This is a genomic window from Mycobacterium terramassiliense, from assembly GCF_900157385.1.
GTDB classification, from domain to species: Bacteria; Actinomycetota; Actinomycetes; order Mycobacteriales; family Mycobacteriaceae; genus Mycobacterium; species Mycobacterium terramassiliense.
This window is the reverse complement of record NZ_LT717699.1, coordinates 1-24,621: the sequence shown is the minus strand read 5'-3', so window position 1 is coordinate 24,621 and position 24,621 is coordinate 1. Positions and strand designations below refer to the sequence as shown.

General features: G+C 69.6%; 26 protein-coding genes and 3 pseudogenes. 19 read left to right on the top strand and 10 right to left on the bottom strand.

The window, feature by feature from the left end:
* The first annotated feature begins 40 nt into the window (after positions 1-40).
* Positions 41-1,150, top strand: a complete 1,110-nt coding sequence (locus MTAB308_RS04195) for a D-alanine--D-alanine ligase family protein (protein WP_077098248.1) — start codon at positions 41-43, stop codon at positions 1,148-1,150.
* A gap of 239 nt (positions 1,151-1,389) precedes the next feature.
* On the opposite strand, the gene MTAB308_RS04185 is transcribed toward MTAB308_RS04195, so the two are convergent.
* Positions 1,390-1,950 (bottom strand): DUF3515 domain-containing protein, encoded by a 561-nt coding sequence (locus MTAB308_RS04185; protein ID WP_077098247.1) that lies wholly within the window; start codon positions 1,948-1,950, stop codon positions 1,390-1,392.
* Positions 1,951-2,060: 110 nt separating this feature from the next.
* Here MTAB308_RS04185 and MTAB308_RS04180 point away from each other — a divergent pair, with 110 nt between their 5' ends.
* The 4 genes from MTAB308_RS04180 to MTAB308_RS04165 are packed head-to-tail and all read left to right on the top strand — an operon-like array spanning position 2,061 to position 4,950.
* The gene (locus MTAB308_RS04180; protein WP_077098245.1) at positions 2,061-3,032 is read left to right on the top strand and encodes a thiamine-phosphate kinase; all 972 of its coding nucleotides are present in this window, start codon (positions 2,061-2,063) and stop codon (positions 3,030-3,032) included.
* 9 nt (positions 3,033-3,041) lie between these two features.
* A complete protein-coding gene (locus MTAB308_RS04175) occupies positions 3,042-3,332 on the top strand; it encodes a DUF1330 domain-containing protein (RefSeq protein WP_077098243.1) in 291 nt (96 codons plus the stop codon).
* Entirely contained in the window at positions 3,329-4,012 is a 684-nt protein-coding gene (locus MTAB308_RS04170) for a uracil-DNA glycosylase (protein ID WP_077098241.1), read from the top strand. Before MTAB308_RS04175 ends, MTAB308_RS04170 begins: the two co-directional genes overlap by 4 nt.
* Before the next feature lie 5 nt (positions 4,013-4,017).
* Positions 4,018-4,950 (top strand): NADP-dependent oxidoreductase, encoded by a 933-nt coding sequence (locus MTAB308_RS04165; RefSeq protein ID WP_077098907.1) that lies wholly within the window; start codon positions 4,018-4,020, stop codon positions 4,948-4,950.
* Here the strand turns inward: MTAB308_RS04165 and MTAB308_RS04160 are convergent.
* Genes MTAB308_RS04160 through MTAB308_RS04145 form a run of 4 tightly spaced genes read right to left on the bottom strand, consistent with a single transcriptional unit; the run spans position 4,947 to position 8,654 of the window.
* Complete coding sequence (locus MTAB308_RS04160) at positions 4,947-5,774, bottom strand: oxidoreductase (RefSeq protein WP_077098239.1); 828 nt, start codon at positions 5,772-5,774, stop codon at positions 4,947-4,949. The genes MTAB308_RS04165 and MTAB308_RS04160 overlap by 4 nt on opposite strands.
* Before the next feature lies 1 nt (position 5,775).
* The gene (locus tag MTAB308_RS04155) at positions 5,776-7,020 is read right to left on the bottom strand and encodes a hypothetical protein (RefSeq protein WP_077098237.1); all 1,245 of its coding nucleotides are present in this window, start codon (positions 7,018-7,020) and stop codon (positions 5,776-5,778) included.
* Between the two features lie 10 nt (positions 7,021-7,030).
* Entirely contained in the window at positions 7,031-8,179 is a 1,149-nt protein-coding gene (locus MTAB308_RS04150) for a sulfotransferase family protein (RefSeq protein ID WP_077098905.1), read from the bottom strand.
* A gap of 31 nt (positions 8,180-8,210) precedes the next feature.
* The gene (locus MTAB308_RS04145) at positions 8,211-8,654 is read right to left on the bottom strand and encodes a nuclear transport factor 2 family protein (RefSeq protein WP_077098906.1); all 444 of its coding nucleotides are present in this window, start codon (positions 8,652-8,654) and stop codon (positions 8,211-8,213) included.
* A gap of 61 nt (positions 8,655-8,715) precedes the next feature.
* Here MTAB308_RS04145 and MTAB308_RS04140 point away from each other — a divergent pair, with 61 nt between their 5' ends.
* Positions 8,716-9,618 carry an SDR family NAD(P)-dependent oxidoreductase gene (locus MTAB308_RS04140; RefSeq protein ID WP_077098235.1) on the top strand — a complete coding sequence of 301 codons (903 nt, stop codon included), beginning with the start codon at positions 8,716-8,718 and terminating at the stop codon, positions 9,616-9,618.
* Positions 9,611-10,432, top strand: a complete 822-nt coding sequence (locus tag MTAB308_RS04135) for a mycofactocin-coupled SDR family oxidoreductase (RefSeq protein ID WP_077098233.1) — start codon at positions 9,611-9,613, stop codon at positions 10,430-10,432. The genes MTAB308_RS04140 and MTAB308_RS04135 overlap by 8 nt, the downstream gene beginning before the upstream one ends.
* A 9-nt stretch (positions 10,433-10,441) precedes the next feature.
* On the opposite strand, the gene rpmB is transcribed toward MTAB308_RS04135, so the two are convergent.
* Complete coding sequence (gene rpmB, locus MTAB308_RS04130) at positions 10,442-10,636, bottom strand: 50S ribosomal protein L28 (RefSeq protein ID WP_007171345.1); 195 nt, start codon at positions 10,634-10,636, stop codon at positions 10,442-10,444.
* A gap of 281 nt (positions 10,637-10,917) precedes the next feature.
* Here rpmB and MTAB308_RS04125 point away from each other — a divergent pair, with 281 nt between their 5' ends.
* Genes MTAB308_RS04125 through MTAB308_RS04115 form a run of 3 tightly spaced genes read left to right on the top strand, consistent with a single transcriptional unit; the run spans position 10,918 to position 15,526 of the window.
* A complete protein-coding gene (locus MTAB308_RS04125; protein ID WP_077098231.1) occupies positions 10,918-12,597 on the top strand; it encodes a DAK2 domain-containing protein in 1,680 nt (559 codons plus the stop codon).
* 2 nt (positions 12,598-12,599) lie between these two features.
* Complete coding sequence (gene recG / locus MTAB308_RS04120; RefSeq protein ID WP_077098229.1) at positions 12,600-14,819, top strand: ATP-dependent DNA helicase RecG; 2,220 nt, start codon at positions 12,600-12,602, stop codon at positions 14,817-14,819.
* Positions 14,816-15,526 carry an HNH endonuclease family protein gene (locus MTAB308_RS04115; RefSeq protein ID WP_077098226.1) on the top strand — a complete coding sequence of 237 codons (711 nt, stop codon included), beginning with the start codon at positions 14,816-14,818 and terminating at the stop codon, positions 15,524-15,526. The genes recG and MTAB308_RS04115 overlap by 4 nt, the downstream gene beginning before the upstream one ends.
* A 15-nt stretch (positions 15,527-15,541) precedes the next feature.
* On the opposite strand, the gene MTAB308_RS04110 is transcribed toward MTAB308_RS04115, so the two are convergent.
* Together MTAB308_RS04110 and MTAB308_RS29635 are read right to left on the bottom strand one after the other, a co-directional pair.
* Positions 15,542-16,387, bottom strand: a complete 846-nt coding sequence (locus MTAB308_RS04110) for an aldo/keto reductase (protein WP_173842132.1) — start codon at positions 16,385-16,387, stop codon at positions 15,542-15,544.
* Between the two features lie 2 nt (positions 16,388-16,389).
* A pseudogene (locus MTAB308_RS29635) lies at positions 16,390-16,560 on the bottom strand (aldo/keto reductase); the annotation flags it as partial.
* A 215-nt stretch (positions 16,561-16,775) separates the two neighbouring features.
* Here MTAB308_RS29635 and MTAB308_RS04105 point away from each other — a divergent pair.
* The 5 genes from MTAB308_RS04105 to coaD all read left to right on the top strand — a co-directional run bounded on the left by MTAB308_RS04105 (position 16,776) and on the right by coaD (position 20,440).
* On the top strand, positions 16,776-17,888 hold the full coding sequence (locus MTAB308_RS04105; RefSeq protein WP_077098222.1) for an alpha/beta hydrolase: 1,113 nt from the start codon (positions 16,776-16,778) through the stop codon (positions 17,886-17,888).
* Positions 17,889-17,969: 81 nt separating this feature from the next.
* Positions 17,970-18,731 carry a DsbA family protein gene (locus tag MTAB308_RS04100; protein WP_077098220.1) on the top strand — a complete coding sequence of 254 codons (762 nt, stop codon included), beginning with the start codon at positions 17,970-17,972 and terminating at the stop codon, positions 18,729-18,731.
* The gene (locus MTAB308_RS04095; protein WP_077098217.1) at positions 18,731-19,369 is read left to right on the top strand and encodes a vitamin K epoxide reductase family protein; all 639 of its coding nucleotides are present in this window, start codon (positions 18,731-18,733) and stop codon (positions 19,367-19,369) included. The genes MTAB308_RS04100 and MTAB308_RS04095 overlap by 1 nt, the downstream gene beginning before the upstream one ends.
* 10 nt (positions 19,370-19,379) lie before the next feature.
* Positions 19,380-19,946 carry a 16S rRNA (guanine(966)-N(2))-methyltransferase RsmD gene (gene rsmD / locus MTAB308_RS04090; protein ID WP_077098215.1) on the top strand — a complete coding sequence of 189 codons (567 nt, stop codon included), beginning with the start codon at positions 19,380-19,382 and terminating at the stop codon, positions 19,944-19,946.
* Between the two features lie 11 nt (positions 19,947-19,957).
* A complete protein-coding gene (coaD, locus tag MTAB308_RS04085; RefSeq protein ID WP_077098213.1) occupies positions 19,958-20,440 on the top strand; it encodes a pantetheine-phosphate adenylyltransferase in 483 nt (160 codons plus the stop codon).
* A gap of 44 nt (positions 20,441-20,484) precedes the next feature.
* Here the strand turns inward: coaD and MTAB308_RS04080 are convergent.
* Positions 20,485-20,737: pseudogene (locus tag MTAB308_RS04080) on the bottom strand (formyltetrahydrofolate deformylase); the annotation flags it as partial.
* 6 nt (positions 20,738-20,743) lie between these two features.
* Positions 20,744-21,925, bottom strand: a complete 1,182-nt coding sequence (locus MTAB308_RS04075; protein ID WP_077098211.1) for a permease — start codon at positions 21,923-21,925, stop codon at positions 20,744-20,746.
* Between the two features lie 339 nt (positions 21,926-22,264).
* On the opposite strand from MTAB308_RS04075, the gene sepIVA reads away from it, so the two are divergent.
* The 4 genes and pseudogenes from sepIVA to MTAB308_RS04055 form a co-directional block, all read left to right on the top strand.
* The gene (gene sepIVA / locus MTAB308_RS04070; RefSeq protein ID WP_077098904.1) at positions 22,265-23,002 is read left to right on the top strand and encodes a cell division protein SepIVA; all 738 of its coding nucleotides are present in this window, start codon (positions 22,265-22,267) and stop codon (positions 23,000-23,002) included.
* A gap of 50 nt (positions 23,003-23,052) precedes the next feature.
* Positions 23,053-23,640 carry a YceD family protein gene (locus MTAB308_RS04065; RefSeq protein WP_216823646.1) on the top strand — a complete coding sequence of 196 codons (588 nt, stop codon included), beginning with the start codon at positions 23,053-23,055 and terminating at the stop codon, positions 23,638-23,640.
* Positions 23,637-24,350, top strand: a complete 714-nt coding sequence (gene rnc / locus MTAB308_RS04060) for a ribonuclease III (RefSeq protein WP_077098207.1) — start codon at positions 23,637-23,639, stop codon at positions 24,348-24,350. The genes MTAB308_RS04065 and rnc overlap by 4 nt, the downstream gene beginning before the upstream one ends.
* A gap of 80 nt (positions 24,351-24,430) precedes the next feature.
* A pseudogene (locus MTAB308_RS04055) lies at positions 24,431-24,502 on the top strand (DNA-formamidopyrimidine glycosylase family protein); the annotation flags it as partial.
* Positions 24,503-24,621 lie beyond the last annotated feature (119 nt).

Here is a 24,621-nt window from a genome sequence, read left to right as displayed (position 1 = left end):
TCCGACCCGGGAGCCCCGCACCCGGTAGCCTCTGAAGGTTGTGAGCCCCAGCGAGCGCGTGCGCGTCGCCGTCGTCTTCGGCGGGCGCAGCAACGAGCACGCCATCTCCTGCGTGTCGGCGGGCAGCATCCTGCGCAATCTCGACCCGCAGCGTTTCGAGGTGGTCGCGGTCGGCATCACCCCGGAGGGCTCGTGGGTGCTCACCGACGGGGACCCGGACGCGTTGGCGATCAGCGACCGGCGGCTGCCCGAGGTGACCGCCGAATCGGGCACCGAGCTGGCCCTGACGGCCGACCCGCGGCGCAGCGGTCAACTGGTGTCGCTTCAGCCCGGCGCGAGTGACGTCCTGGCGTCGGTCGACGTGGTGTTTCCCGTGCTGCACGGCGCCTACGGCGAGGACGGCACCATTCAGGGGCTGCTCGAACTCGCCGGCGTGCCGTACGTCGGCGCCGGCGTGCTGGCCAGCGCCGCGGGCATGGACAAGGAATTCACCAAGAAGCTCCTTGTCGCCGAAGGACTTCCGGTCGGCGCGCACGCGGTGCTGCGGGCCCCGCGGTCGGCCCTGGATCTCGAGGAGCGCGAGCGGCTCGGTTTGCCGGTGTTCGTCAAACCCGCGCGGGGCGGTTCCTCGATCGGGGTCAGCCGGGTCGCGAGCTGGGACGAGCTGCCCGCGGCGGTGGCCAACGCGCGACGGCACGATCCGAAGGTGATCGTCGAGGCCGCGATCAGCGGTCGCGAGCTGGAGTGTGGCGTCCTCGAAATGCCGGACGGCACAGTCGAAGCCAGCACGTTGGGCGAGATCCGGGTGGTCGGGGTGCGGGGCCGCGAGGACTCCTTCTACGACTTCGCGACGAAATACCTCGACGACGCGGCCGAACTGGACGTGCCCGCGAAGGTCGACGACGATGTCGCTGATGCGGTGCGCCAGTTGGCGATTCGGGCGTTCAAGGCCATCGATTGCCAGGGGCTGGCCCGGGTCGATTTCTTTTTGACCGAGGACGGCCCCATCATCAACGAGATCAACACGATGCCGGGGTTCACCACCATCTCGATGTACCCGAGGATGTGGGCGGCCAGCGGCGTCGACTATCCCACCCTGCTGGCGACCATGGTGCAGACGGCGTTGGCTCGCGGCGTGGGCCTGCGCTAGCGGCGATCGCGAGCGCGGCGTTGCCGGGCGTGGCGGGTCGCCGCCATCGGGCTAGCGGCGATCGCGAGCGCGGCGTTGCCGGGCGTGGCGGGTCGCCGCCATCGGGCTAGCGGCGATCGCGAGCGCGGCGTTGCCGGGCGTGGCGGGTCGCCGCCATCGCGCTAGCGGTGATCGCGAGGGCGGCGTTGCCGGGCGTGGCGGGTCGCCGCCATCGACCTAGCGCGGGGGAGCGGGCCGGCCTAGCGCGGGGGGCCCGGGTCGATGGGCACGGCCGCCATGGTGTGGTCGATCACGTCGGAGAGCTGCTGGATGGGTGTCGGCCCCGATCCCGAGGGCAGCGTGAGGGCCACATACACGGGACGGTCGACCGCGTACCAGGTGGACCTGCCCGCGTCGCCGGCGGATTGCTGGTCGGCCGAAACCTGGAACCACTGCACCCGATCGACGATCTGGATCGGAGACCCGACCACGAACTCGCTCGGGCGGTCCAGCCCGCAGCGCAACACCACCGGCTCGCCGCCGGACCCGGCCCGCCAGGCCGCCGCGCCCTCGGGGGCCGGCTGCGCCAGCGCGGCGCGCTGATAGTCCCCGAGCCGCTGCGGTAGCGCGCCGGCCAGTGACCGGCACGCGCCGTCGGACGCGTGCGGCGCCGGGGCGGCGGGGACGGCAACCGGTGGCGGCGGCGCCTGGCGGGTCGCCGCGACCGCCAGGATCACGCCGATCGCCACGACGGCCAGCGCGACCGCGGCGATCAGGACGGCGCGCGGCGGCCCCGGGTCGGCATCGGGCTCGGTCGTCACCGCCCGCGCACCTCCGATCTTCTACACTGGCGCGGTCCGCTCGCGCGGGCAGGAACCTAACTTACCGGCCGCACACTGGCCGTCACCAGGCCCGCGCCTCAGGAGGTGGCGTGCGCGACGACAATCCCGGGGCCCAGGACGAGTCCCCCACGCTGCAACGGATCGGCGAATTCGCCATCATCGATCGGTTGGTGCGGGGCCGCCGCCAACCCGGTGCGGTGCTGCTGGGACCCGGCGATGACGCCGCGCTGGTGTCCGCGGCCGACGGCCGCACCCTGATCTCGACCGATGTGCTGGTGCAGGACCGGCACTTTCGGCTGGACTGGTCGACACCCCACGATGTCGGCCGCAAGGCCATCGCCCAGAACGCCGCCGACATCGAGGCGATGGGCGGGCGGCCGACGGCCTTCGTGGCCGGTTTCGCGGCGCCCGGTGACACCCCGGCCGCCCGGGTGGACGCGCTGGTGGACGGGATGTGGGACGAGGCGGCGCGGATCGGCGCCGGCATCGTCGGCGGCGACTTGGTCAGCGGCCCCCTATGGGTGTTGTCGGTGACGGTGCTGGGTGACCTCGACGGGCGAACGCCGGTGTTGCGATCGGGGGCGCAGGCGGGCTCGGTGCTCGCCGTCACCGGTGAACTGGGCCGCTCAGCTGCGGGATACGCGTTGTGGGACAAGGGCATTGGTGGTTTTGCGGAACTGCGGCGCCGTCACCTGGTGCCGCAGCCTCCCTACGGGCAGGGGGCGGCGGCCGCGGCGGCGGGGGCGCAGGCGATGATCGACGTCTCCGACGGCCTGGTCGCCGACCTGCGGCACGTCGCCGAGGCGTCGGGGGTGAGCATCGATGTGTCCACCGCGGCGCTGGCCGCGGACCGCGAGGCGGTGACGGCGGCCGCGAACGCCGTGGGCGCCGACCCGCTGGCGTGGGTGCTGGGGGGCGGCGAGGACCACGCCCTGGCCGCCTGTTTCGCCGGCCCCGCACCGGCCGGGTGGCGCGTCGTCGGCACGGTGCTCGACGGGCCGGCCCGCGTGCTCGTCGACGGCGCGGAGTGGAGCGGCTACGCCGGGTGGCAGTCGTATTAGTGTGACGCCGTGACCGTCTACGCGATCGCCCAGCTGAGATTCACCGACCGGGCAGCCTACGACCGCTACCAGGCGAGATTCATGGAGGTTTTCCGTCGCCATCCGGGAACGTTGCTGGCCGCCGACGAATCGCCCGAGGTCGTCGAGGGGCAGTGGGACCGCGAGAAGCTGGTGCTGATGTCGTTTCCCGACGAGGCCGCGTTTCGCCGCTGGGCGCAATCGCCGGAATATCAGGAGATCTCCGAAGACCGGCGGGCGGGAGCCGATACGGTGGTCCTGCTCGCGCGGGGGTTGGTGTGACCGCGCGCCCGCTGGGCGAGCTCGTCGAGCCGGGCTGGGCGACGGCACTCGAGCCGGTCACCGAGCAGGTCGCCCAGCTGGGCCAGTTCCTGCGGGCCGAGATCGCCGCCGGTCGCGGGTACCTACCGGCGGGACCAAACGTGTTGCGCGCCTTCACCTACCCCTTCGAAAACGTCAGGGTGCTGATCGTCGGGCAAGACCCGTACCCGACTCCCGGGCACGCCGTCGGCCTGAGCTTCTCGGTGGCCCCCGAGGTGCGTCCGCTGCCGCGCAGCCTGGCCAACATCTTCGACGAGTATCGCGCCGACCTCGGTCATCCCCCGCCCGCGTGCGGCGACCTGACGCCGTGGGCCGAGCGCGGCGTGCTGTTGCTCAACAGGGTGCTCACGGTGCGCCCGAACAATCCGGCGTCGCACCGGGGCAAGGGCTGGGAAGCGGTGACGGAGTGCGCGATTCGCGCGCTGGTAACACGGTCGCGGCCCCTGGTGGCCATCCTGTGGGGCCGCGACGCCTCGACGCTCAAACCCGTTCTGGCCGAAGGTAATTGCGTCGCCATCGAGTCCCCGCACCCGTCGCCGCTGTCGGCGTCGCGAGGGTTCTTCGGTTCGCGGCCGTTCAGCCGCGCGAATGAGCTGCTCGCCGGGCTCGGTGCCGATCCGATCGATTGGAAGCTGCCGTGACCGAGATGACGGCCCTGCGCGCGCACCGCCGGGGTGGCCCCGAGGTGGTGGTCGTTGAACGCGCGCCGGTCCCGGTCCCCGCGGCCGGCGAGGTCTTGATCGAGGTGCACGCCGCGGCCATCACGTTCGACGAGCTGAGGTGGGAGGAGACCTGGACGCGCGACGGCGCCAGCCGTACGCCGGTGATCCCGTCGCACGAGGTGTCGGGCGTGATCTCCGAAATCGGGCCGGGGGTAACGGGTTTGGCGCCCGGCGCCGAGGTCTACGGGTTGATCGATTTCGACCGGGACGGCGGGGCGGCCGAATTCGTCACGGTCCCGGCGAGCGACCTGGCCGCCAAGCCGTCGACCGCCTCCCACGTTGTCGCCGCCGCGCTCCCGCTGGCCGGGCTCACCGCGTGGCAGGCGCTGGTCGAGCACGCCGCGGTCCAGCCCGGTGAGTCGGTGCTGGTTCTCGGCGGAGCGGGCGGGGTCGGCGCCCTGACGGTGCAGCTGGCCGCGGCGCTCGGCGCGCGGGTCACCGCCACCGTGCGCAGCGACGCGCGCGAGCTGGTCGGCGGCTTCGGCGCGCAGCGGGTGATCGACGTGCGCGCCGAGGCGTTCGACGCGGGCGGCCCCGCATACGACGTCGTCGTCGACACCGTCGGCGGTGAGACGTTGGACCGCTCGTTCGGTGTGCTGCGCCCGGGGGGACGGCTGATCACGCTGTCGGCTCCGCCGCCGCCGGGCAGGGCCGACGAACACGGCGTGACGGCCACCTTCTTTATCGTCAGGCCCAATACCGAGCAGCTCGCCGAGCTCGCGGCGCGCGTCGATCAGGGTCGATTGCGGGTGGAAATCGCGCGGACGTTTCCGCTCGACCGGGGACGGGAGGCGTTCGAAAGCGGTCGTGAGCCCGGCCGGCGGCCGGGCAAGACCGTCATCGTCGTGCGCGACTAACCGGGGAAGTTGACGTCCTTGGTGACGGATTTCCATTCTTCGATCGACGCCGACGTCGCGGCGATCTTGTCGCGCATCGCCTTGAGCACGTCGCGCCCCAGCAGCAGCCGCAGCGGTGGGTCGTCGAGCTCGGTGACCATGAGCACGGCCTCGGCGACCTTGCGCGGGTCGCCCGGCAGGTGATCGGCGAACTGCTTGATCAGGTCTTTGCGCGCGGCGACGTCGGAGTAGTCGGCTATCGGGGTGGCCGACTCCTTCATCGACCGCGTCGCCCAGTCGGTGCGGAAGGCGCCCGGCTCGATGGCGGTCACCTTGATGCCCAGTGGCCGCACCTCGGTGGCCAGGGCCTCGGTGATCGCCTCCAGTGCGAACTTCGTTGACGAGTAGTACGCGTTGGGCGGGTTGGCCACCAGGCCCGTCATCGACGACATGTTGATGATGTGCCCGGATCCGCGGGCACGCATCGCCGGCAGCACGGCCTTGATCATGTCGACCGCACCGAAGTAGTTGACATCGAACAGCTTTCGAACCTCGGCGTCCTCGCCCTCTTCCACCGCCGACAGGTAGCCGTGGCCGGCGTTGTTGACCAGGACGTCGATCCCGCCGAATGCGTCGTCGGCCGCCGACACCGCGGTCGCGATCTGACCGGCGTCCGTCACGTCCAGGGCGACGGCCGCGGCGCGATCCCCGAACTCGTCGGCCAAATCCCGCACCGCTTCCGCCCGCCGCGCGGTCACCACCACGCTGTGGCCGGCTTCCAGTGCGGCGCGGGCGATTTCGCGGCCGAAGCCGGTGGAACATCCGGTGACCAGCCAGCGTGTCATCTCAGACCGTTCCTTCCGGCAGGCGCCGCAGGTACGCCGCGCGGCGGTCGGCGAGTTCGGCCGCCCGCTGCGACGGGCTCACCCGCGGCAGGTGGGGCACCTCGGTGTCGAGCCGGTCCAGCTTGACCACGCGCCCGCGCGCGCCGAGGTCTTCGCGCGGACCGGTGCCGCCGAACTCCGCCATGCGCAAGGTCAGGATGCCCTCGGCGAGCCCGTCTGAGTCGATCCAGTTCGCCACGCCGGGGTCGGCCGGCGCGATCACGTAGGTGTAGGTGCCGTCGTCGTTGGCGACCGACTGCGCCTTGTTGAGGCTTCCGGTGCGGTCGACGATGTCCAGCGTGGTGCCCCAGATGTTGCTCAGCGGCACCGTGAAGTATTCGGCACCACCGTCGTTGAGGTCGACCACGAACGCCTCGTCCGGGGCGAGATCGAAGCGGCCCATGACGTAGACCTGGTTGCGCATCGCGCCGGCCTTGTCAGCCGACCACGCCAGGTTGAAATGGTTGGCCGGCATCTTGTACACGCCATGGCTGAGCTTTCCGGTGAAGTCGGCGAAATACGCCATCATCGCCGCGGTCGCCTCGGCCTGCTCGTCGAGCGTGCGCGCCGGCGTGACCGGTGCACCGCCGAGTCGTTGCACCTCAAGATAATTGGGGTCGTCGCGGGCCCAATCCAGCAGCACGTCGCGAATGTAGAACTCGTGGGCCTCGGGGGTGGTCCGCACGTGGTTGGGCCGCCCGTTGGCGGGCTCGGAGTCGACGGTGATGGTGAAGCTGCCGTCCGCGTCGACCTGCATGGTGCGTCCGTTGAGCACGTCGACGGTGCCCATGTGCGCGTCCCACAGCGTGAAGTAGTTCTCGGTCATGCGGTGCTCGCCGACCCGGCCGTGGATCTCGTAGCGCTCGTCGCCGGAGATCGGGATCACCCGGTACACGCTGTCGGGATTGTCGATGCCCCATCGTGATCCGGGGATGCGACGGCCGTCCACCGGGTGCGCCAGCCGGGTGATGCAGCTGACTTTGGGCCGCAGCTTGTCCTGGTTGGACGACCACACCGCCGCGGAGAACATCACCTCGGCGAACGCGTCGTCGAACCGCTCGCGCATCGCGTCGGAGGCCTTCGCCCGGCCCAGCCACGTGTTGGCCACGGTCGCGTAGGCGGCCTTGACGGTGGGGTGCTCGATCAGGTCGAGGGCGGCCAGTTCCTGTTCGCGTTGCGACGCGGTCGAGACGGGGTCTTCAACCATCTAATGCTCCTCAGTGTCCGATGTGCTCTCGAAAACGCTTGTTGTACAACGTGAATCGCTCGTCGACCTGCTCGTTGTGCAGGCCGAAGTCTTGCAGGCCGTACGGCGGGCGCGGCAGCTCGCGGGGACGCACGTCCAGCCAGCGCCGCATCGCGTCTTCGGCCTGCGCGGTGAGCGGCAGGCCGACAGCGTCGTAGACGCGGGCCACCTGCCCGATCGGATCGGCCACCGCGTCGTCGAACCCGATGTCGGTGACCAGGCACGCCTGGTCGGTCCAGCCGTCCCGAACCGCCATCGCCCGGTCATTGGTCCAGCCCATCCGCTCCAGCCACTGCGCGCTGACCCGCGGCAGGTCGACGGCGTCGGCGTGCATCGCATGCAGGGTGGCATTCAGGCTGGCTCCCGATGCGATCGTGGCGCGGGGGTCGCGGTGCATGTGCACGATGTGCAGGCCGGGGAACCGCGCCCGCAGCAATTCCAGGTAACCCAGGTGCGCCGGTGACTTGAGCACCCAGCGCTGAGGGCCTTCGCCAGAAGATCTCTGCCGCTTCTGCCACTGCAGGAATTGCAGCATGCGGTGCAGGTGGTCGTAGGCCGGGGAGAAGTCCTGCTCGTCGAGCCAGGCGCGGTAATGCGGAAGGTGAGCCCCGGATTCGGGCACGTGCGACAAGAATGCGTCGGCCAAAAAGACGATCTCCTCCTCGGCCTCGCGCGCGTACATGGGGTGGATGGCGAACAGTTCCGGTGCGAGTTCGCGCGATTTGACTTCCCGCGCTTCGCTGATGGCGATGCGCGGGTCGACATCGGTGAATTGGTGGTCCAGCCGGGGTGCGACCTCGACCACCTCCCAGCCGTAGGCGCAAACGAAGCGCGGGTCGGCGGCCAGCAGTCGCTGCAGCAGCGTGGTGCCGCTGCGCATCATCCCGACGACGACGATCGGCGGGGCGAGTCGCTCCTCGAGGATCTCCGGGTGACGGCGGATCCACTCCTGTGCCCGCAGCCGCATCCGCAGGCTGTGCACGATCCCCGACCGCAGGATGTGGATTCCGATCGCGTTGAGCTCGGCACGCGCGTAGTCGGCCAGCAACACCCGCAGCGGACGTTCGAATTCGCCGGGACCCCAGTCGTCCAGCGACTCCTTGCGTTGCGCGTCGGCCATGACGGCGGCGACGTCGAAGTGGCCCACCGGCTCAGAACTTCAGGTGGTGGCTGACGTCGCCGACCTGGTCAACGAACATGGTGCGGCTGTCGAAGTGCCAGACGCCGTCGATCCGGTGGAAGGTGTCCTTATAGTGCCCGGTCACGATCACCTGGAGCGGCAAGTCCGGGGTGGCCTGGGTGACGCAGTAGTAGGACGTGCTGCGTGCGGTGCCCTCGGCATCGTCGATATGCAGCTGCACGTTGGACGTGAGGTGTTTGGTCTTCGGGGTGCCGTCGTCGTAGATGCGGGTGGCCATCTCGTACATGGCCCGCACCCGAGCGGCCCCGTCGAACACCGTCTCCGGCGGACCGTCCTCGACCCCGCAGATGCGACCGTGCTCGAAGAGCCGGGCCACGCCGTCCAGGTCACCGCGGTCCAGGAGCTCAGCGTAGGTGAAAATCAGGTTGCTGATTTCCGTCGCGCTGTCACTCACGCCGACCATGTTGGCAGACCCGCGCTCATTTACATAGAACCTCCCACTATTCTTGGTCGCCGTGACGTCACCGTGGACGCCGGGCCGCCTGGGCGAGCTGACCGGCAAACGAGTCGTGGTGACCGGTGCGACCAACGGCGTCGGGCTGGGCACGTCGCGCGCTCTTGCCCGAGCCGGGGCCCATGTGATCCTGGCCGTGCGCAACACCGAACTCGGTGAGCGGCGCGCGGCGCAGATGGGTGGCACCACCACCGTGGCCAAGCTCGACCTCGCCGACCTGTCTTCGGTGCGCGCTTTCCCCGACCTGATCGACGGGCAGATCGACATCCTGATCAACAACGCCGGCACCCTCACCGATCGCCGCACCGACACGGTGGACGGCTTCGAGATGACGCTGGGCACCAACCTGCTCGGACCTTTCGCGCTGACCAACTTGTTGTTGCCCCGGGTGCGTTCGCAGGTCATCAACGTGGGCTCCGACGCCCACCGGCACGCGACGTTGCACCTCGACGACCTGCATCTGCGCCGGCACAAATGGACGAGGCTGGGGGCCTACGGCCAGTCGAAGCTTGCGGTGATGTTGTGGGGGCTCGAGCTGGACCGCAGGCTGCGCGCCGCCGGATCGCCGGTCGTCACCCACCTCACCCACCCCGGCTGGGTGGCGTCGAACCTGTCGCACCTGTCCGACTCGCCGCTGATGTCGTTGTCGCACAAAGCGGTCAAGATCGTCGCCGACCGGCTGGCGAACGACATCGACGAGGGCGCCGCGCCCACGCTGTATTGCATCAGCGAACCGGTGCCGCCCGGCAGCTATGTGGGTGTCAGCGGCAGGCTGGGTCTGCGCGGCGGCCCCGTGCTCATCGGCCGCTCTGTGTGCGCCTGCGACTACGACGCCGCCGCCCGCCTCGTCGCGTTCGCCGAACGGGAGACCGGCACGAAACTGGAGGTGCCCGCCCATGGGTGAACTCGATGACACCGTCGCCGTCATCACCGGCGCCGCGCGGGGCCAGGGCCGCAGCCATGCCGTCGCCCTCGCCGAACAGGGCGCCGACATCGTCGCCGTGGACATCTGCGCCGACATCGACGCGATTCCGTACGCGCTGGGCACCAAAACCGATCTCGACGAGACCGCGCGGCTGGTGCGGCACGCGGGCGGCAGGGTCGTCCCCGTGGTCGCCGACGTCCGCGACCTGGCGCAGTTGCAAGCCGGGGTGCGGGCCGCGATCGACGAGCTCGGCGAGATCGACATCGTCATCGCCAATGCCGGGGTGGTGGCGATCGGCGACACCGAGACTCACTCCGAACCGGTGTTCACCACGATCGTCGACACGAACCTCAAGGGCGTCTGGCACACGCTGCTGGCAACCGTGCCGTCAATCATTCGCAAGGGCCGGGGCGGTTCGGTCGTTATGGTCAGTTCGGCGCAGGGCCTGACCGGTCGGGGCGGCGACGGCAGCGCCGCGATGTTCGCCTACGCCGCCTCCAAGCACGGTGTCGTAGGACTGATGCGCTCGGCGGCGAACGCCTACGCGCAACACAAGATTCGGGTCAACGCAGTGCACCCCAGCGGTGTCGCGACGCCGATGATTCTCAACGACTTCGTGGCGAACCGGATGATCGACAATCCCAACCCGGCCGTCTCGCAGACGCTGCTGCCCGGCGTGCCGCTGGTCGAGGCGCGCGACGTCACCGAAGCGGTGCTGTGGCTCGTCGGCCCGCGGTCGCGCTACGTCACCGGCGTGTCCATACCGGTCGACGCCGGTCACGTCGTGATGTGAGGCGGGCGGTTAGCCGCGGACGACCTTGCCGGCCTTGATGCAGGACGTGCAGACGTTCAGGCGCTGCCTGTTGCCGCCGGGACGGGTCACGACGTGCACGGTCTGGACGTTGGGGTCCCACCGGCGGCTGGTGCGGCGGTGGGAGTGCGACACCGACTTGCCGAAGCCGGGGCCTTTCCCGCAGATATCGCACACAGCGGCCATGGTTCTAGCTCCTCAAATGTCTTAGGGTCCGGCAGGTGGCCAGGACGGCCCGGAATGACTCGGGCCAGCCCAGGATACCGACTGACATGGGCAACCACCAAAACGATCAACACCCGCCCGGCGACGTACCCCGGACTGTCGCCCGCCCTGGCTAGGCTCAATGCGCCGGTGCGCTCGGGCAGCAGGCGTGCGGTCATGGCTGGCCGCCGCGCGCGTCGTCGCCGGGCTACGCTGGCGCCCACCGGGGGCCGGCGCTGGGAGGCTCCGAGGAGGTGGGTCGCGTGGGCACGTCAGAGGCGCTGCTGGACGCCGCGACCCTGCGGAACTGGGCGCACACCGCCGTCAGCGATTTGATCACCCACATCGACGAAATCAACCGGCTCAACGTGTTTCCGGTCGCCGATTCCGACACCGGCGCCAACATGCTGTTCACCATGCGTTCCGCCTTGGCCGAGGCCAACGCGGGCGCCGGCGCGGACGGGGGGACGGGCTGCGTGGCGCGGGTGGCGGCGGCCCTGTCCTCCGGTGCGCTGAACGGCGCCCGCGGCAACTCCGGGGTGATCTTGTCGCAGATCCTGCGGGGGATCGCCGACGTCACCGCGGCCGCGGCGGCAGAGGCCGGCGGTGAGCTGCGCCACATGGACGCGGCCATTCTCGGGGCCGGGCTGCAGCGCGCCGTCGAGCTGGTCATCGCGTCGATGGGCGGCGACGAGGTGCCCGGGACCATCGTCTCGGTGTTGCGGGCCGCCGCCGACGCTATCGAAAAATGCGCCGACGACGGGCTGGCCTCGGCGATCACCGCCGCCGGCGACGCCGCGGTGGTTGCCCTGGAAAAGACCCCCGAGCAGCTCGCCGTCCTGGCTGACGCCGGCGCGGTGGACGCCGGCGGGCGGGGGCTGCTCGTCCTGCTGGACGCGCTGCGGTGCACCATCGGCGGGCAGGCGCCCGCGCGCACGGTCTACGAGCTGTCGCCGCGCGCCCCGGAGCCCGATGCCCCCGCCGCGCGCCCCGGCCCGCAGTTCGAGGTGATGTACCGGCTGGACGGCTGCGACACCGCGGCCGCCCACCTCCTGCGCAATCGGCTCGAGGAGCTCGGGGAATCGGTGGCGCTGGCGCAGGCCGCCGCGGAGGAGTCGGCCCGGATCGACAGCTACTCCGTGCACGTGCACACCGACGACGCCGGCGCCGCCGTGGAAGCCGGCCTGGCGGCGGGGCGGCTCAGCCGGATCGTCATCTCGGCGCTGAGCTCCGGAGCGGCCGGGCGGCCGGCGGGCGGCTGGACGCGCGAACGCGCCGTGTTGGCCGTCGTCGACGGCGACGGCGCCGCCGAGTTGTTCTCCGCCGAGGGCGCTTGCGTCCTGCAGCCCGACCCGGCCGCGAACATCAGCGCCCACCAGCTGGTGCGCGCCGTCGTCGACACCGGCGCCGCCCAGGTGATGGTGCTGCCCAACGGGTACGTGGCCGCCGAGGAGCTGGTCGCCGGGTGCACCGCTGCCATCGGGTGGGGGATCGACGTGGTGCCGATCCCGACCGGGTCGATGGTGCAGGGGCTGGCCGCCCTGGCCGTGCACGAGCCGGAAAGACAGGCGGTCGACGACGGCTTCACCATGGCCCGCGCCGCCGGCGCGTCCCGGCACGGATCGGTGCGCATCGCGACCGGGAGCGCGCTGACGTGGGCCGGTCGCTGCCAGCCCGGCGACGGCCTGGGCATCGCCGGCGACGAGGTGCTCATCGTGGCCGGCGATGCCGCCGGGGCGGCGATCGGACTGCTCGACCTGCTGCTGGCGTCGGGCGGCGACCTGGTGACCGTGTTGATCGGCGCGGGCATCGAGGACGAGGCCGGGGCCGGCGCCGTGGGCGACGTCCTGCAGAAGCACGTGCACGACAATCACCCGGGGACCGAGCTGATGACCTACCGCACCGGCCACCGCGGCGACGTTCTGCTGATCGGGGTCGAGTAGCCGTGGCGTCGCTGTCCGACCGGCTGGACTACGTCGTGGGCGGCAAGATCGTGCCCCTCCTCGACGAGGTGTTCGGCATTCGCACCGTCAACGACCTGTTGCGCCACTACCCGCGCGGCTACACGGAGGGCGCCGCCGTGCGGGGCGCCGAAAACGAGCGGCCGGAAGAGGGCCAGCACATCACCATCGTCGACACCATCACCGATGCGCACTCCTTCCCGATGAAGAAGACCCCCAGGAGGAAGTGCCTGCGCATCACCGTCGGCTCCGGGCGCGGCAAGGTGACCGCGACGTTCTTCAACGCGGACTACATCAGCAAGGACCTCACCAAAAACACGCGCGTGATGCTCTCCGGTGAAGTCGGGTTCTTCAAGGGCGCGATGCAGCTGACGCACCCGGCCTTCCTCGTCCTCGACTCGCCGGACGGGCGCAACCGCGGCACCAAATCGCTGAAAACCATCGCGAACGCCTCCCACACCGCCGGCGGCGACGAGGTGATCGAGGTTCTCGAAGGCCGCTTCTACGCGATCTATCCCGCCAGTTCCAAACTGCAGAGCTGGGACATCTTCGCTGCCGTGCGCCAGGTGCTCGACGTCCTCGACCCGGTGCCCGATCCGCTGCCCGCGGACCTGCGCGCCGAACTCGGCCTGATCACCGAGGACGAGGCGCTGCGCGCGATCCACCTCTCCGAGGACGAGCGCGAACGGCAAAGGGCCCGGGAGCGATTGACGTTCGACGAAGCCGTCGGCCTGCAGTGGGCGCTGGTCGCCCGCCGCCACGGTGAGCTGTCCGAGTCGGGGCCGCCGGCGCCCGCGCGGCCGGACGGCCTGAGAGCGGAACTGTTGCGGCGGTTGCCCTTCGAGCTGACCGGGGGACAGCGCGAAGTGCTGGAAGTGCTTTCCGAGGGTTTGGCGGCGACCCGCCCGATGAACCGCCTGCTGCAGGGGGAGGTCGGCTCCGGCAAGACGATCGTCGCGGTGCTGGCCATGCTGCAGATGGTCGACGCCGGCTACCAGTGCGCGTTGCTTGCCCCTACGGAAGTGCTTGCGGCGCAACATCTCCGGTCGATCCACGATGTCCTGGGCGAGTTGGCGATGGCGGGCCAGCTGGGCGGGGCGGACAACGCGACGCGGGTGGCCCTGCTCACCGGTTCCATGACGGCCGCGCACAAGAAGCACGTCCGCGACGAGGTCGCCGGCGGTCATGCCGGCATCGTCGTCGGTACCCATGCGCTGCTGCAGGACGCGGTGGACTTCCACAACCTCGGCATGGTGGTGGTCGACGAACAGCATCGATTCGGTGTCGAACAGCGGGATCAGTTGCGCGCCAAGGCCCGTGCCGGCATCACACCGCACCTGCTGGTGATGACGGCAACGCCGATACCGCGCACCGTTGCGCTCACCGTGTACGGCGACCTGGAGACCTCGACACTGCGCGAACTCCCGCGCGGTCGCCGGCCGATCGCCAGCAACGTCATCTTCGTCGCCGACAAACCCACCTGGCTCGAACGTGCCTGGCACCGCATCATCGAGGAGGTCTCGGCGGGCCGTCAGGCCTACGTGGTGGCGCCCCGGATCGACGAGACCGACGACACCGAAAAACGCGAGGAGGGCCGCCGGCCCTCTTCCACCGCGGTCGGGCTCTTCGACCGGTTGCGCTCGCGCGAGCTGGCGGACCTGAGGCTGGCGCTGATGCACGGTCGCTTGTCGGCCGACGAGAAGGACGCCGCGATGGCGGCGTTTCGCGCGGGTGAGGTCGATGTGCTGGTCTGCACCACGGTCATCGAGGTCGGAGTCGACGTCCCCAATGCCACGGTCATGCTGGTGATGGACGCCGACCGGTTCGGCATCAGCCAGCTGCATCAGCTGCGTGGGCGCATCGGCCGCGGCGAGCATCCGAGCCTGTGCCTGCTGGCCAGCTGGGTTCCCCCGGACTCGCAGGCCGGCCGGCGGTTGCGTGCGGTCGCCGAGACCCTGGACGGGTTCGCCCTCGCCGACCTTGACCTCAAGGAGCGCCGCGAAGGAGATGTGCTGGGCCGCAACCAATCCGGCAGGGCGGTCACCCTGCGGCTGCTGTCGCTGGCCGACCACGGAACCTACATCGAAGCCGCCCGCGACTTCGCGGTCCACGCCTACGAGCGGGATCCGTCGAACGGCGAATTGGCTTTGCTTGCCGCGCGTTTCACCGACACCGATCGAATCGACTACCTGGACAAGGCATGAACCGCAAGCTGCTGCTGTGGTTGTCGGCGATCGCCGTGCTCGCGGTGCTGGTGGCCTATCAGACGCTGGGATCCCAGGCCGCCAAGCGCGCCGAAGTGGCCGCCCGCGCCGACGTGCCCACCGTCCAACCCGGCGCGGACGTGCTCGCCGGTGTCGCGGTGCTTCCCGAGCGGGCCCACCGCTACGACTACCGGCGCCCGGCGTTCGGCGACGCCTGGGACGACGACAACGACGCACCGCTGGGGCACAACGGGTGCGACACCCGCGACGACATCCTCAACCGCGATCTCGTCGACAAGACCTACGTGTCGACCAAGCGCTGCCCGGACGCCGTGGCCACCGGCACCCTGCACGACCCGTACACCAACACCACGGTTGCGTTCCAGCGTGGCGCCAAGGTCGGTGAGGCGGTGCAGATCGACCACATCGTCCCGCTGGCCTACGCCTGGGACATGGGGGCCTACGGCTGGCCGCCGCCGGAGCGCCTGCGGTTCGCCAACGACCCGGCCAACCTGCTGGCCGTGGAAGGGCAGGCCAATCAGGACAAGGGCGACTCGCCGCCGGCCCAGTGGATGCCGCCGAACACCGCTTTCGCGTGCCAGTACGCCATGCAGTTCATCACCGTGCTGCGCGGTTACCAGCTGCCGGTGGACCAGGCCTCGGCGGGGGTGCTGCGGCAGGCGGCGGCCACCTGCCCGGCGGGCTGAACCTCCCGGCCGGCGTTACGGGCCCTCGTACGTGTCGGGATCCGGGCGCAGCCGGGTGCCGTCGTTGAGACCGTTGATCGCGTCCATGTGCTCGCCGGCCAGCTCGAAATCGAAGATGTCGAGGTTGGTGGCGATGTGCTCGGGTTTGCTCGAGCGGAAGATCACCGAATTGCCCAATTGCACGTTCCACCGCAACAGAATTTGCGCGGGCGTCTTGCCGTATTCGGCGGCGACCGAGTTCACCGTCGGGTTATCCATCAGCTTGCCGAGAACCAGCGGCGTGTAGGACTGCGTGACGACGTTGTGCTGCGCATTCGCTTTGCGCAGATCGGCCTGGTTGAGCAGCGGGTGCAGCTCGACCTGGTTGACCGCGGGGGTGACGAAGGTCAGGTCGATGACCGTCGAGAGGTGATCCTCGGTGAAGTTGGAAACCCCGATCGAGCGGGCCTGGCCTTCCCCGCGGGATTGGATCATGCCGCCGAACGCGTCGACGTATTTGCCCTGCGCCGGCGCCGGCCAATGAATGAGGTAGAGGTCGACGTAGTCGAGGCCGAGTCGCTCCAGGCTGGCGGTGCAGGCCACCGGGGCCTTGGAAAAACCGTGGTCCTCGGTAGCCAGCTTGGTGGTGACGAACAGCTCCGCGCGCGGGATGCCGGAAGCCGCGATCGCGCGGCCGACGCCGGCCTCGTTGCCATAGGCGGCGGCGGTGTCGATGAGCCGGCACCCGATCTCCAGCGCGGCCGCGACGGCGCGCTCGGCTTCGTCCTCCGAGAGGTCGGCGACGCCCAGGCCGAGCACCGGCATGGTGTTTTCGTCGTTAAGCGCTATCGACGGTATGGCGGCGCCCGACTCGCCAGTCAATGTCATTCACCTACCTGTGAATTGAAGGTTCGTAGATCCGGACCCGGTCGGGTTCCCTCGTCGAGCGGGAGGTCGAGGCATTCCGGCGCTGATCCGAGATCGAACACGTCGAAGTTGCTCGCAATCCGTATGGGGTTCACCGACTTGGGGACCACGATATTACCCAGCCCGATAAGCGCCTAATCAATACCTGGTCGCGGGCGCGGCGCGTTGCGCACACCGCGGCCGGAATGGGGCCATTGGGCGACGACGTAGAGTTGACCGCGCGGCACGTCGGAATCGGCAATCGCGCCGGCGGGACCTGGAAGACTCTCCGAGCCAAAAGACGGGTATCCCATTTCCGTCGTTTCAGCATGGCCATGAATTTTCAGGGGGAGCAGGAGCAGCCATGACCAGAAGTGTGCAGGGCGGGCCGGACCTGGACCTTGGTGCCAAACGCCCACCGATGCGCTGGCTCAGTCGGGTCCAGGGCGTCGTCACCACCGCCGGCGTCAAGGTCATCCCGTGGATCCCGACCGCCGCCAAGCGGGTGCTGTTCCACGGCCGTTCGGTCATCATCGACGGCAACACGCTCGACCCCACGCTGCAGCTGATGCTGTCGGGGCTGCGCGCCGTCGGCATCGATGGCCTCGTCGTCGACGACGAACCGGCCGCATCCCGCGCCCAGATGCGGGAGACGCTGGCGGGTCTACCCGGCCCGCAGATTCACGTCGAGGTCGAGGACCTCTCGCTGCCCGGACCGGCCGGTGAGATCCGCGCGCGGCACTACCGTCCGCCCGGTGGGGCCGCCGCGCCCCTGCTGGTCTTCTACCACGGCGGTGGCTGGGTGATCGGCGACCTGGACACCCACGACTCGCTGTGCCGACTGACGTGCCGTGATGCCGGCATCCACGTGTTGTCGATCGACTACCGGCTGGCCCCCGAGCACCCGGCCCCGGCGGCCGTCGAGGACGCCTATGCGGCCTTCAGGTGGGCGCACGAGCACGCCGGTGAGCTCGGTGCCGCCCCCGGGCGAGTCGCGGTCGGCGGTGATAGCGCCGGCGGAAACCTGGCCGCCGTGGTCGCCCAGCTCGCTCGCGATGACGGAGGGCCCGCCCCCGTGCTGCAGTGGCTGATCTACCCGCGGACCGACTTCACCGCGCAGACCCGGTCCATGAGCCTGTTCGCCCGCGGCTTCCTGCTGACCAGGCGGGACATGGACTGGTTTACCGCTCAGTACCTGAAGGCGTTCGACCCGACCGACCCGCGGGTGTCGCCGCTGCTCGCCGCGTCGCTGGCGGGGCTGGCGCCGGCGTTGATCGCGGTGGGGGGCTTCGACCCGTTGCGCGACGAGGGCGAGGCCTACGCGGCGGCGCTGCGGGCCGCCGGCACCCCGGTGGACCTGCGGTACCTGGGGTCGCTGACCCACGGCTTCGCGAACCTGTTTCCGCTGGGCGGCGACAGCGCCGTGGGCACGAGCGAGCTGGTTTCGGCCCTGCGCGCGCACCTGAGCCGCGCCTGAGCCGTCGGGTGGAGCGCCGGTACTCTAGAGGCGCCTCCGTCCGACCGCCGGGCGGGCCCGCACCGAAGGATCAGCGAACCTGTGGCCGACAAACCCAAGCGTCCCCCGCGATTCGATGTCAAGTCCGCCACCGGCAAATCCGGCCGGCTCGTCCAGATCGGCGGCACCGCCTTCATCGTGATCTTCGCGGTTGCGCTCGTCTTCTACATCGTGACGTCCCATCACAAGAAGGGCGGCGCCACGGGCGAGGGCGACACGGTGCGGGTGACGTCGAGCAAGGTGGTCAACCAGCCCGGCACCAGCAATCCCAAGGCCGTCGTCGCGTTCTACGAGGATTTCCTCTGCCCGGCCTGCGGTAACTTCGAGCGGACCTTCGGGCCGACGGTTTCCAAGCTCATCGACATCGGCGCCATCGCGGCCGATTACTCCATGGTGGCGATCCTCGACAGCCAGAAGAACAACAACTATTCGTCGCGCGCCGGCGCGGCCGCCTTGTGCGTCGCCGACGAATCCGTCGACGCGTTCCGCCGTTTCCACAGCGCGCTGTTCAGCACCGAGATCCAGCCTGACGAACGCGGCACCAGCTTCCCCGACAACGCGCGGTTGATCGAAATCGCCCGCGTCGACGGCGTCGTGGGCAAGGTGCCCGACTGCGTCAACAGCGGCAAGTACCTGTCCAGGGTCGCCGGGGAGGCCGCGAAAGCGAACATCAACGCGACGCCGACCATCAAGATCAACGGCCAGGATTACGAGCCGTCGACGCCCGACGCGCTGGTCAGCAAGATCAAGTCGATCGTCGGCGACGTGCCGGGCATCGACACCGCCGTTTCTCCCGCGGCCTGATGACGACGCCGGTGTCAGCTCAGCCCGCCGAGGACGCCGGCGGCGAGACACCGGATGCGCCGGCCCCAGCGCGCGTGCCCGCGCCCAGCGCGTGGTGGGTGCTGATCGCGGGCGTGATCGGCCTGGTTGCCTCCATGACGCTGACCGTGGAGAAGATCGACATCCTGCTCAACCCGTCGTACGTGCCGTCGTGCAACATCAACCCGATCCTGTCGTGCGGCTCGGTGATGATCACCCCGCAGGCGTCGGTGCTGGGCTTCCCCAATCCGCTGCTCGGGCTGGTGGGCTTCGCCGTGGTGGTCGTCACCGGCGTCTTGGCTGTAGCGAAAGTCTCTCTGCCGCAATGGTATTGGGTTGGCCTGACGGTCGGGGTGCTGGCAGGTTCGGCGTTCGTGCACTGGCTGATCTTCCAGAGCCTGTACCGCATCGGGGCGTTGTGCCCGTACTGCATGGTGGTCTGGGCGGTCACCATCTCGCTGCTGGTGGTGGTCGCGTCGATCGCCTTTCGGCCCTCGCTGCAAACCGGTCCGCTGCGGGTGCTGTACCAGTGGCGGTGGTCGATCGCCGCGCTGTGGTTCACCGCGGTCTTCCTGCTGATCATGGTGCGGTTCTGGGACTACTGGTCCACGCTGTTGTGAACGACCGCCCGTGACCCGGATCATCGGCGGTGTCGCCGGGGGGCGGCGCATCATCGTCCCGGCGCGGGGCACCAGGCCGACCACCGACCGGGTGCGCGAATCGCTGTTCAACATCATCACCGCGCGCCGGGATCTGGCCGGTCTGGCGGTGCTGGACCTGTACGCCGGGTCGGGCGCGCTGGGGCTCGAGGCCCTGTCGCGCGGGGCCGCCTCGGCGCTGTTCGTGGAGTCCGACCCGCGCACCGCGGCCGTCATCGCGCGCAACATCGAGACTCTCGGACTGCCCGGCGCGACCCTGCGCCGCGGCGCGGTGGCGACGGTGCTGGCGGCCGGGGCCCCCTCCGCGGTGGACGTGGTGTTGGCCGACCCGCCCTACGGCATTGACGCCGCGGAGCTGGGCGCCGTGCTGGCCGCTCTGATCACGCACGGCTGGGCGCGCGAGGGAACCGTTGCGGCCGTGGAGCGTCCGGCCGCCGGTGCGCCGCTCACGTGGCCGGCGGGCTGGTCCGTGTGGCCCGAGCGCGTGTACGGCGACACCCGTCTAGAGCTGGCCGAACACGCGCCGCCAAACGTGTAGCGTCATCGCGTATGAGCGGCGCGGTGTGCCCGGGCTCGTTTGACCCGGTGACGTTGGGCCACATCGACGTCTTCGAACGCGCCTCGGCCCAGTTCGACGAGGTGGTGGTGGCGATCCTGGTCAACCCCGCCAAGAAGGGCATGTTCGACCTCGACGAGCGGATCGCGATGATCGAGGAGTCGACGGCGCACCTGCCCAACCTGCGGGTGGAGTCCGGCCAGGGCCTGGTGGTCGACTTTGTCAGGTCGCGGGGGATGACCGCGATCGTGAAGGGTCTGCGCACCGGCACCGACTTCGAATACGAGCTGCAGATGGCGCAGATGAACAAGCACATCGCCGGTGTGGACACGTTTTTCGTGGCCACCACGCCGCGCTATTCGTTCGTGTCGTCCTCGCTGGCCAAGGAGGTCGCGCTGCTGGGCGGCAACGTGTCGGAGCTGCTGCCCGAACCGGTCAACCGCCGGTTGCGCGAGAAGCTGTCGGTCCGACCCTGAGGCGCCGGTCAGAAGACGACGCTTTGGTCGTCGCGAGAGATGACCCGGTCCTCGCAATGCCGGAGCACGGCGCGGGTGGCGGGGATGTGGATGAACGGCACCCCGAAGGGGCGCACGTAGTCGGCCAGGTCCGGGTGGTTGGCGATCACCACGACCGTTGCGCCACAACAGGTCCAACCGGCGGTGGTCAACCTTGGACGCCGTGATCGCGGCGCGCTTGGGCTCGGCTGCCTCGGTGAACCGGTAGTCGATATTGGCTCGGTCGGCGACGGTGCGGGCGCGGTCAGCCCTGTGCTGCGGCCGTCATTCGCATTGATGGCTGTGATCGTGGTGACCCTCTATCGGCGCGGGGGAGCCGCCCATCATGCGCACCATCGGGAGTCCCCCCGAGGTGAGGAACCGCGCGATCAGTATCGCAGCGACAACCAGGAAGGCGATGTTGAGCCAGGTGGTGTAGTTCCACGAGATCGACGCTTCCATGACCGTGGCGTTTCGCTGTTTGGGCACCAGACCCGTTGCGCCGAAGAGTAATTCGATGAGATAGCCCGCCGCGGCCATTGCGCCGTAGAAGGTGGCCAGCAGCGTCAGCATCATCCGGGTGCCGTAGTACTTGCGGTAGATGTTGAGGATCGGCAGGATCACCAGGTCGGCGTAGATGAAGGCGATGACACCGCCGAAGCTGATGCCGCCGTTCCACAGCACCGCGGCCAGGGGCACATTGCCGATCGAGCAGACGAACGACACGATCGCGACGATCGGTCCGACGATCGGCCCCCACACTGCCGACCAACCGGGGTGATCGGCCAAAAAGAAGATCTGCCAGAACTTTTCGGGCACCCACGCCGCGATGGCGCCCGCGATCAGCAAGCCCAAGACGAGGTCGCGCAAGATCGCCAACCACTCCATGACGAACACGTGCGAGACCGAGGTGAAGCCCTGCGCCGACAGCAGCCGCCGCCAAAACGAGCCCTCTTTTTGGATCGACATGTCCATGGCGGCATGGCCTTCCATGGAGCCGGCGATGCCGCGCTCGGCCTGCTCGCGGGCGGCGTCGACGAGCCGGGACCGCACGAACAACCGGAACAGGACGGCGAGCACCACGATCATCAGCGGGCCGCCGACGAATTCCGCCGCGGTGAATTGCCAGCCCATCAGCAGGGCAAGGATGATGCCCAACTCCACCACGAGGTTGGTGGAACCGATCTCGAAAGCCATCGCGGCGGTGAAGTTGGCGCCTTTGCGGAACAGTGAGCGCGCCAGGGCAACCGCGGCATACGAGCACGACGACGAGGCCGCGCCCAGCCCGGCCGCCACCGCCAGCGTGCGCGGCCGGTCGTCGCCCAGCAGGGACACGACCGTCGACCGCCGCACCACGGCCTGCACCACCGCCGACAGGGCGAAGCCGAGGATCAGCGCCCAGAGGATCTCCCACGTCATCGACCCCGCCAGCCCCAAGGCATGACCGACCGCTGCCAGCGCCCTCATTGAGTCCTCCCCTTCGCTTGCTCGGGCCGCGCCGTCAGCCAAACTATACCCCCATGGGGTATACGTCAAGGGCGTCGCCGGGTCCGTCGCGGCCCCGGGCCGCCGTTTTCCCTAGAATGGCTCCACAATCGGTGCGGGGACCGGGCAAAAGAATATGGACTGAGCAACCCCGCGCGCCGGATGGGCCCGCGGCACGGCGTGAACGGGCAAAATCAATGGATTTCACTCACGGCGGGCCCGTTTACCGGGCAAATCTTCGACACACCGGCGTCGCCACCACTGTCACAGACGCAACAGCAGGCACACTGGTAACAACAACGACGCCAGGAGGGCATGGCCGTGTACCGAGTTTTTGAGGCGCTGGACGAATTGGGCGCCATCGTGGAGGAGGCGCGCGGTGTGCCGATGACGGCCGGCTGTGTCGTGCCCCGCGGTGACGTGCTGGAACTGATCGACGACATCAAGGACGCGATCCCTGGCGAGCTGGACGACGCCCAGGACGTGCTCGACGCGCGCGATTCGATGCTGCAGGACGCGAAGTCGCACGCCGAATCAATGGTCTCCTCGGCGACGACGGAGTCCGAGTCGATGCTCAACCACGCCCGCGCGGAGGCCGACCGCCTGTTGTCCGACGCGAAAGCGCAGGCCGACCGGATGGTGAGCGAGGCCCGCCAGCACAGCGAGCGGATGGTCGGCGAGGCCCGCGAGGAGTCGATCCGCATCGCCACCGCGGCGAAACGCGAGTACGAGGCCAGCGTCAGCCGCGCCCAGGCCGAAGCCGACCGGCTGATCGAAAACGGCAACATCTCCTACGAGAAGGCCGTGCAAGAGGGCATCAAGGAGCAGCAGCGGCTGGTGTCGCAGAACGAGGTGGTGCAGGCGGCCAACAGCGAGGCGACCCGCCTCATCGACACGGCGCATGCCGAGGCGGATCGGCTGCGCGGCGAGTGCGACATCTACGTCGACAACAAGCTGGCCGAGTTCGAGGAATTCCTCAACGGCACCCTGCGGTCCGTCGGCCGCGGCCGTCACCAGCTGCGGACGGCCGCCGGTACCCACGACTACGCGACCCGGTAGCGGGACGGCAAGCCCTTTCCTTACGCGCGGCGCGCCGTAGGATTTCCTCTATGACGCGGCAGCACAGCAGCACGGCGCAGCGCCATTCGACCTCGCCGATGAGGATTGACATCACCCGACTTGGCCGGCGCCCGGGCGCGATGGTCACCCTGCGCAATACCGTGCCCAGCCCGGCGCGCATCGGGCTGCCGATGATCGCGATCGAGCAGGGTGCCCAGCTGGAGATGGACTTGCAAATCCAGTCGGTGTCCGAGGGCGTGTTGGTGACGGGCACCGTCGCCGCGCCGATCGTCGGCGAATGCGCCCGTTGCCTGACGCCGGTGGACGGGCGGGTCGAGGTCGGGTTGACCGAACTTTTCGCGTACCCGGACAGCGCCACCGAGGCGACCACCGAGGAGGACGAGGTCGGCCACATCGTCGACGACACCATCGACCTCGAGCAGCCGATCATCGACGCGGTCGGACTCGAGCTGCCGTTTTCGCCGGTGTGCAGCCAGGACTGCCCCGGGTTGTGCCCCGAATGCGGTGTTTCCCTGGCGGCCGAGCCCGACCATCACCACGACCGTGTCGACCCGCGCTGGGCCAAGTTGGCTGACATGTTGCCGCCCCAGCCGGATGCCAAGCGGGACGAGCGGTGACGTCGCGGCAAGCCCTGTTGGACGCGCTCGGGGCCGACCTGCCCGACGAATTGCTGTCGCTCGCGCTCACACACCGCAGTTACGCCTACGAACACGGCGGGCTGCCGACCAACGAACGCCTGGAGTTTCTCGGTGACGCGGTCCTGGGCCTGACCATCACCGACGAGCTCTACCATCGTCATCCCGATCGGTCGGAGGGCGACCTGGCCAAGCTGCGGGCCAGCGTGGTCAACACGCAGGCGCTGGCCGACGTCGCGCGGAACCTGTCCGACGAGGGCCTCGGCGCGCACCTGCTGCTGGGCCGCGGCGAGTCGAACACCGGCGGGGCCGACAAGTCGAGCATCCTGGCCGACGGCATGGAGTCGCTGCTGGGCGCCATCTACCTGCAGCACGGCATCGACACGGCGCGTGAGGTGATCCTGCGTCTGTTCGGCCCGCTGCTGGACGCCGCGCCCACCCTGGGGGCCGGGCTGGACTGGAAGACCAGCCTGCAGGAGCTGACCGCGGCGCGCGGCATGGGCGCACCGTCCTACCTGGTGACCTCCACCGGACCCGACCACGACAAGGAATTCACGGCTGTGGTCGTCGTGATGGAAACCGAATACGGGTCGGGGGTCGGCCGCTCGAAGAAGGAGGCCGAGCAGAAGGCCGCGGCGGCGACCTGGAAAGCGCTCGAGACGCTGGACACCGCGGGAAAAACGTCCGCGTAGCCCGACGGTGATGACCCGTCTCCCAGCTCCGCGGGGGTGCCCCCAGCGCCCGGCTTCGCCGCGCTTGCGATCATCACTGAATGCCCGAACTGCCCGAAGTCGAGGTGGTGCGCCGCGGCTTGCAGGCCCGCGTGGTGGGCAAGACGATCACCGCGACACCTACGACGCCATGTTCGACCTGTGGTTCCCCGCGGCGCTGGGCGCGCGCGCGGTGGTCGCCGACGATGCGGCCGACGCGGAGTCGGGCGGCGAAGCGTTGCCGGCCGACGAC

Bases quoted from the DNA above. Each gene is read 5' to 3' on its own strand.
- MTAB308_RS04165 (WP_077098907.1), top strand. From the start codon at position 4,018: ATGACGGCCCTGCGCGCGCACCGCCGGGGTGGCCCCGAGGTGGTGGTC.
- MTAB308_RS04160 (WP_077098239.1), bottom strand. From the start codon at position 5,774: ATGACACGCTGGCTGGTCACCGGATGTTCCACCGGCTTCGGCCGCGAA.
- MTAB308_RS04155 (WP_077098237.1), bottom strand. From the start codon at position 7,020: ATGGTTGAAGACCCCGTCTCGACCGCGTCGCAACGCGAACAGGAACTG.
- MTAB308_RS04150 (WP_077098905.1), bottom strand. From the start codon at position 8,179: ATGGCCGACGCGCAACGCAAGGAGTCGCTGGACGACTGGGGTCCCGGC.
- MTAB308_RS04135 (WP_077098233.1), top strand. From the start codon at position 9,611: ATGGGTGAACTCGATGACACCGTCGCCGTCATCACCGGCGCCGCGCGG.
- rpmB (WP_007171345.1), bottom strand. From the start codon at position 10,636: ATGGCCGCTGTGTGCGATATCTGCGGGAAAGGCCCCGGCTTCGGCAAG.
- MTAB308_RS04115 (WP_077098226.1), top strand. From the start codon at position 14,816: ATGAACCGCAAGCTGCTGCTGTGGTTGTCGGCGATCGCCGTGCTCGCG.
- MTAB308_RS04105 (WP_077098222.1), top strand. From the start codon at position 16,776: ATGACCAGAAGTGTGCAGGGCGGGCCGGACCTGGACCTTGGTGCCAAA.
- MTAB308_RS04095 (WP_077098217.1), top strand. From the start codon at position 18,731: ATGACGACGCCGGTGTCAGCTCAGCCCGCCGAGGACGCCGGCGGCGAG.
- coaD (WP_077098213.1), top strand. From the start codon at position 19,958: ATGAGCGGCGCGGTGTGCCCGGGCTCGTTTGACCCGGTGACGTTGGGC.
- MTAB308_RS04075 (WP_077098211.1), bottom strand. From the start codon at position 21,925: ATGAGGGCGCTGGCAGCGGTCGGTCATGCCTTGGGGCTGGCGGGGTCG.
- MTAB308_RS04065 (WP_216823646.1), top strand. From the start codon at position 23,053: ATGACGCGGCAGCACAGCAGCACGGCGCAGCGCCATTCGACCTCGCCG.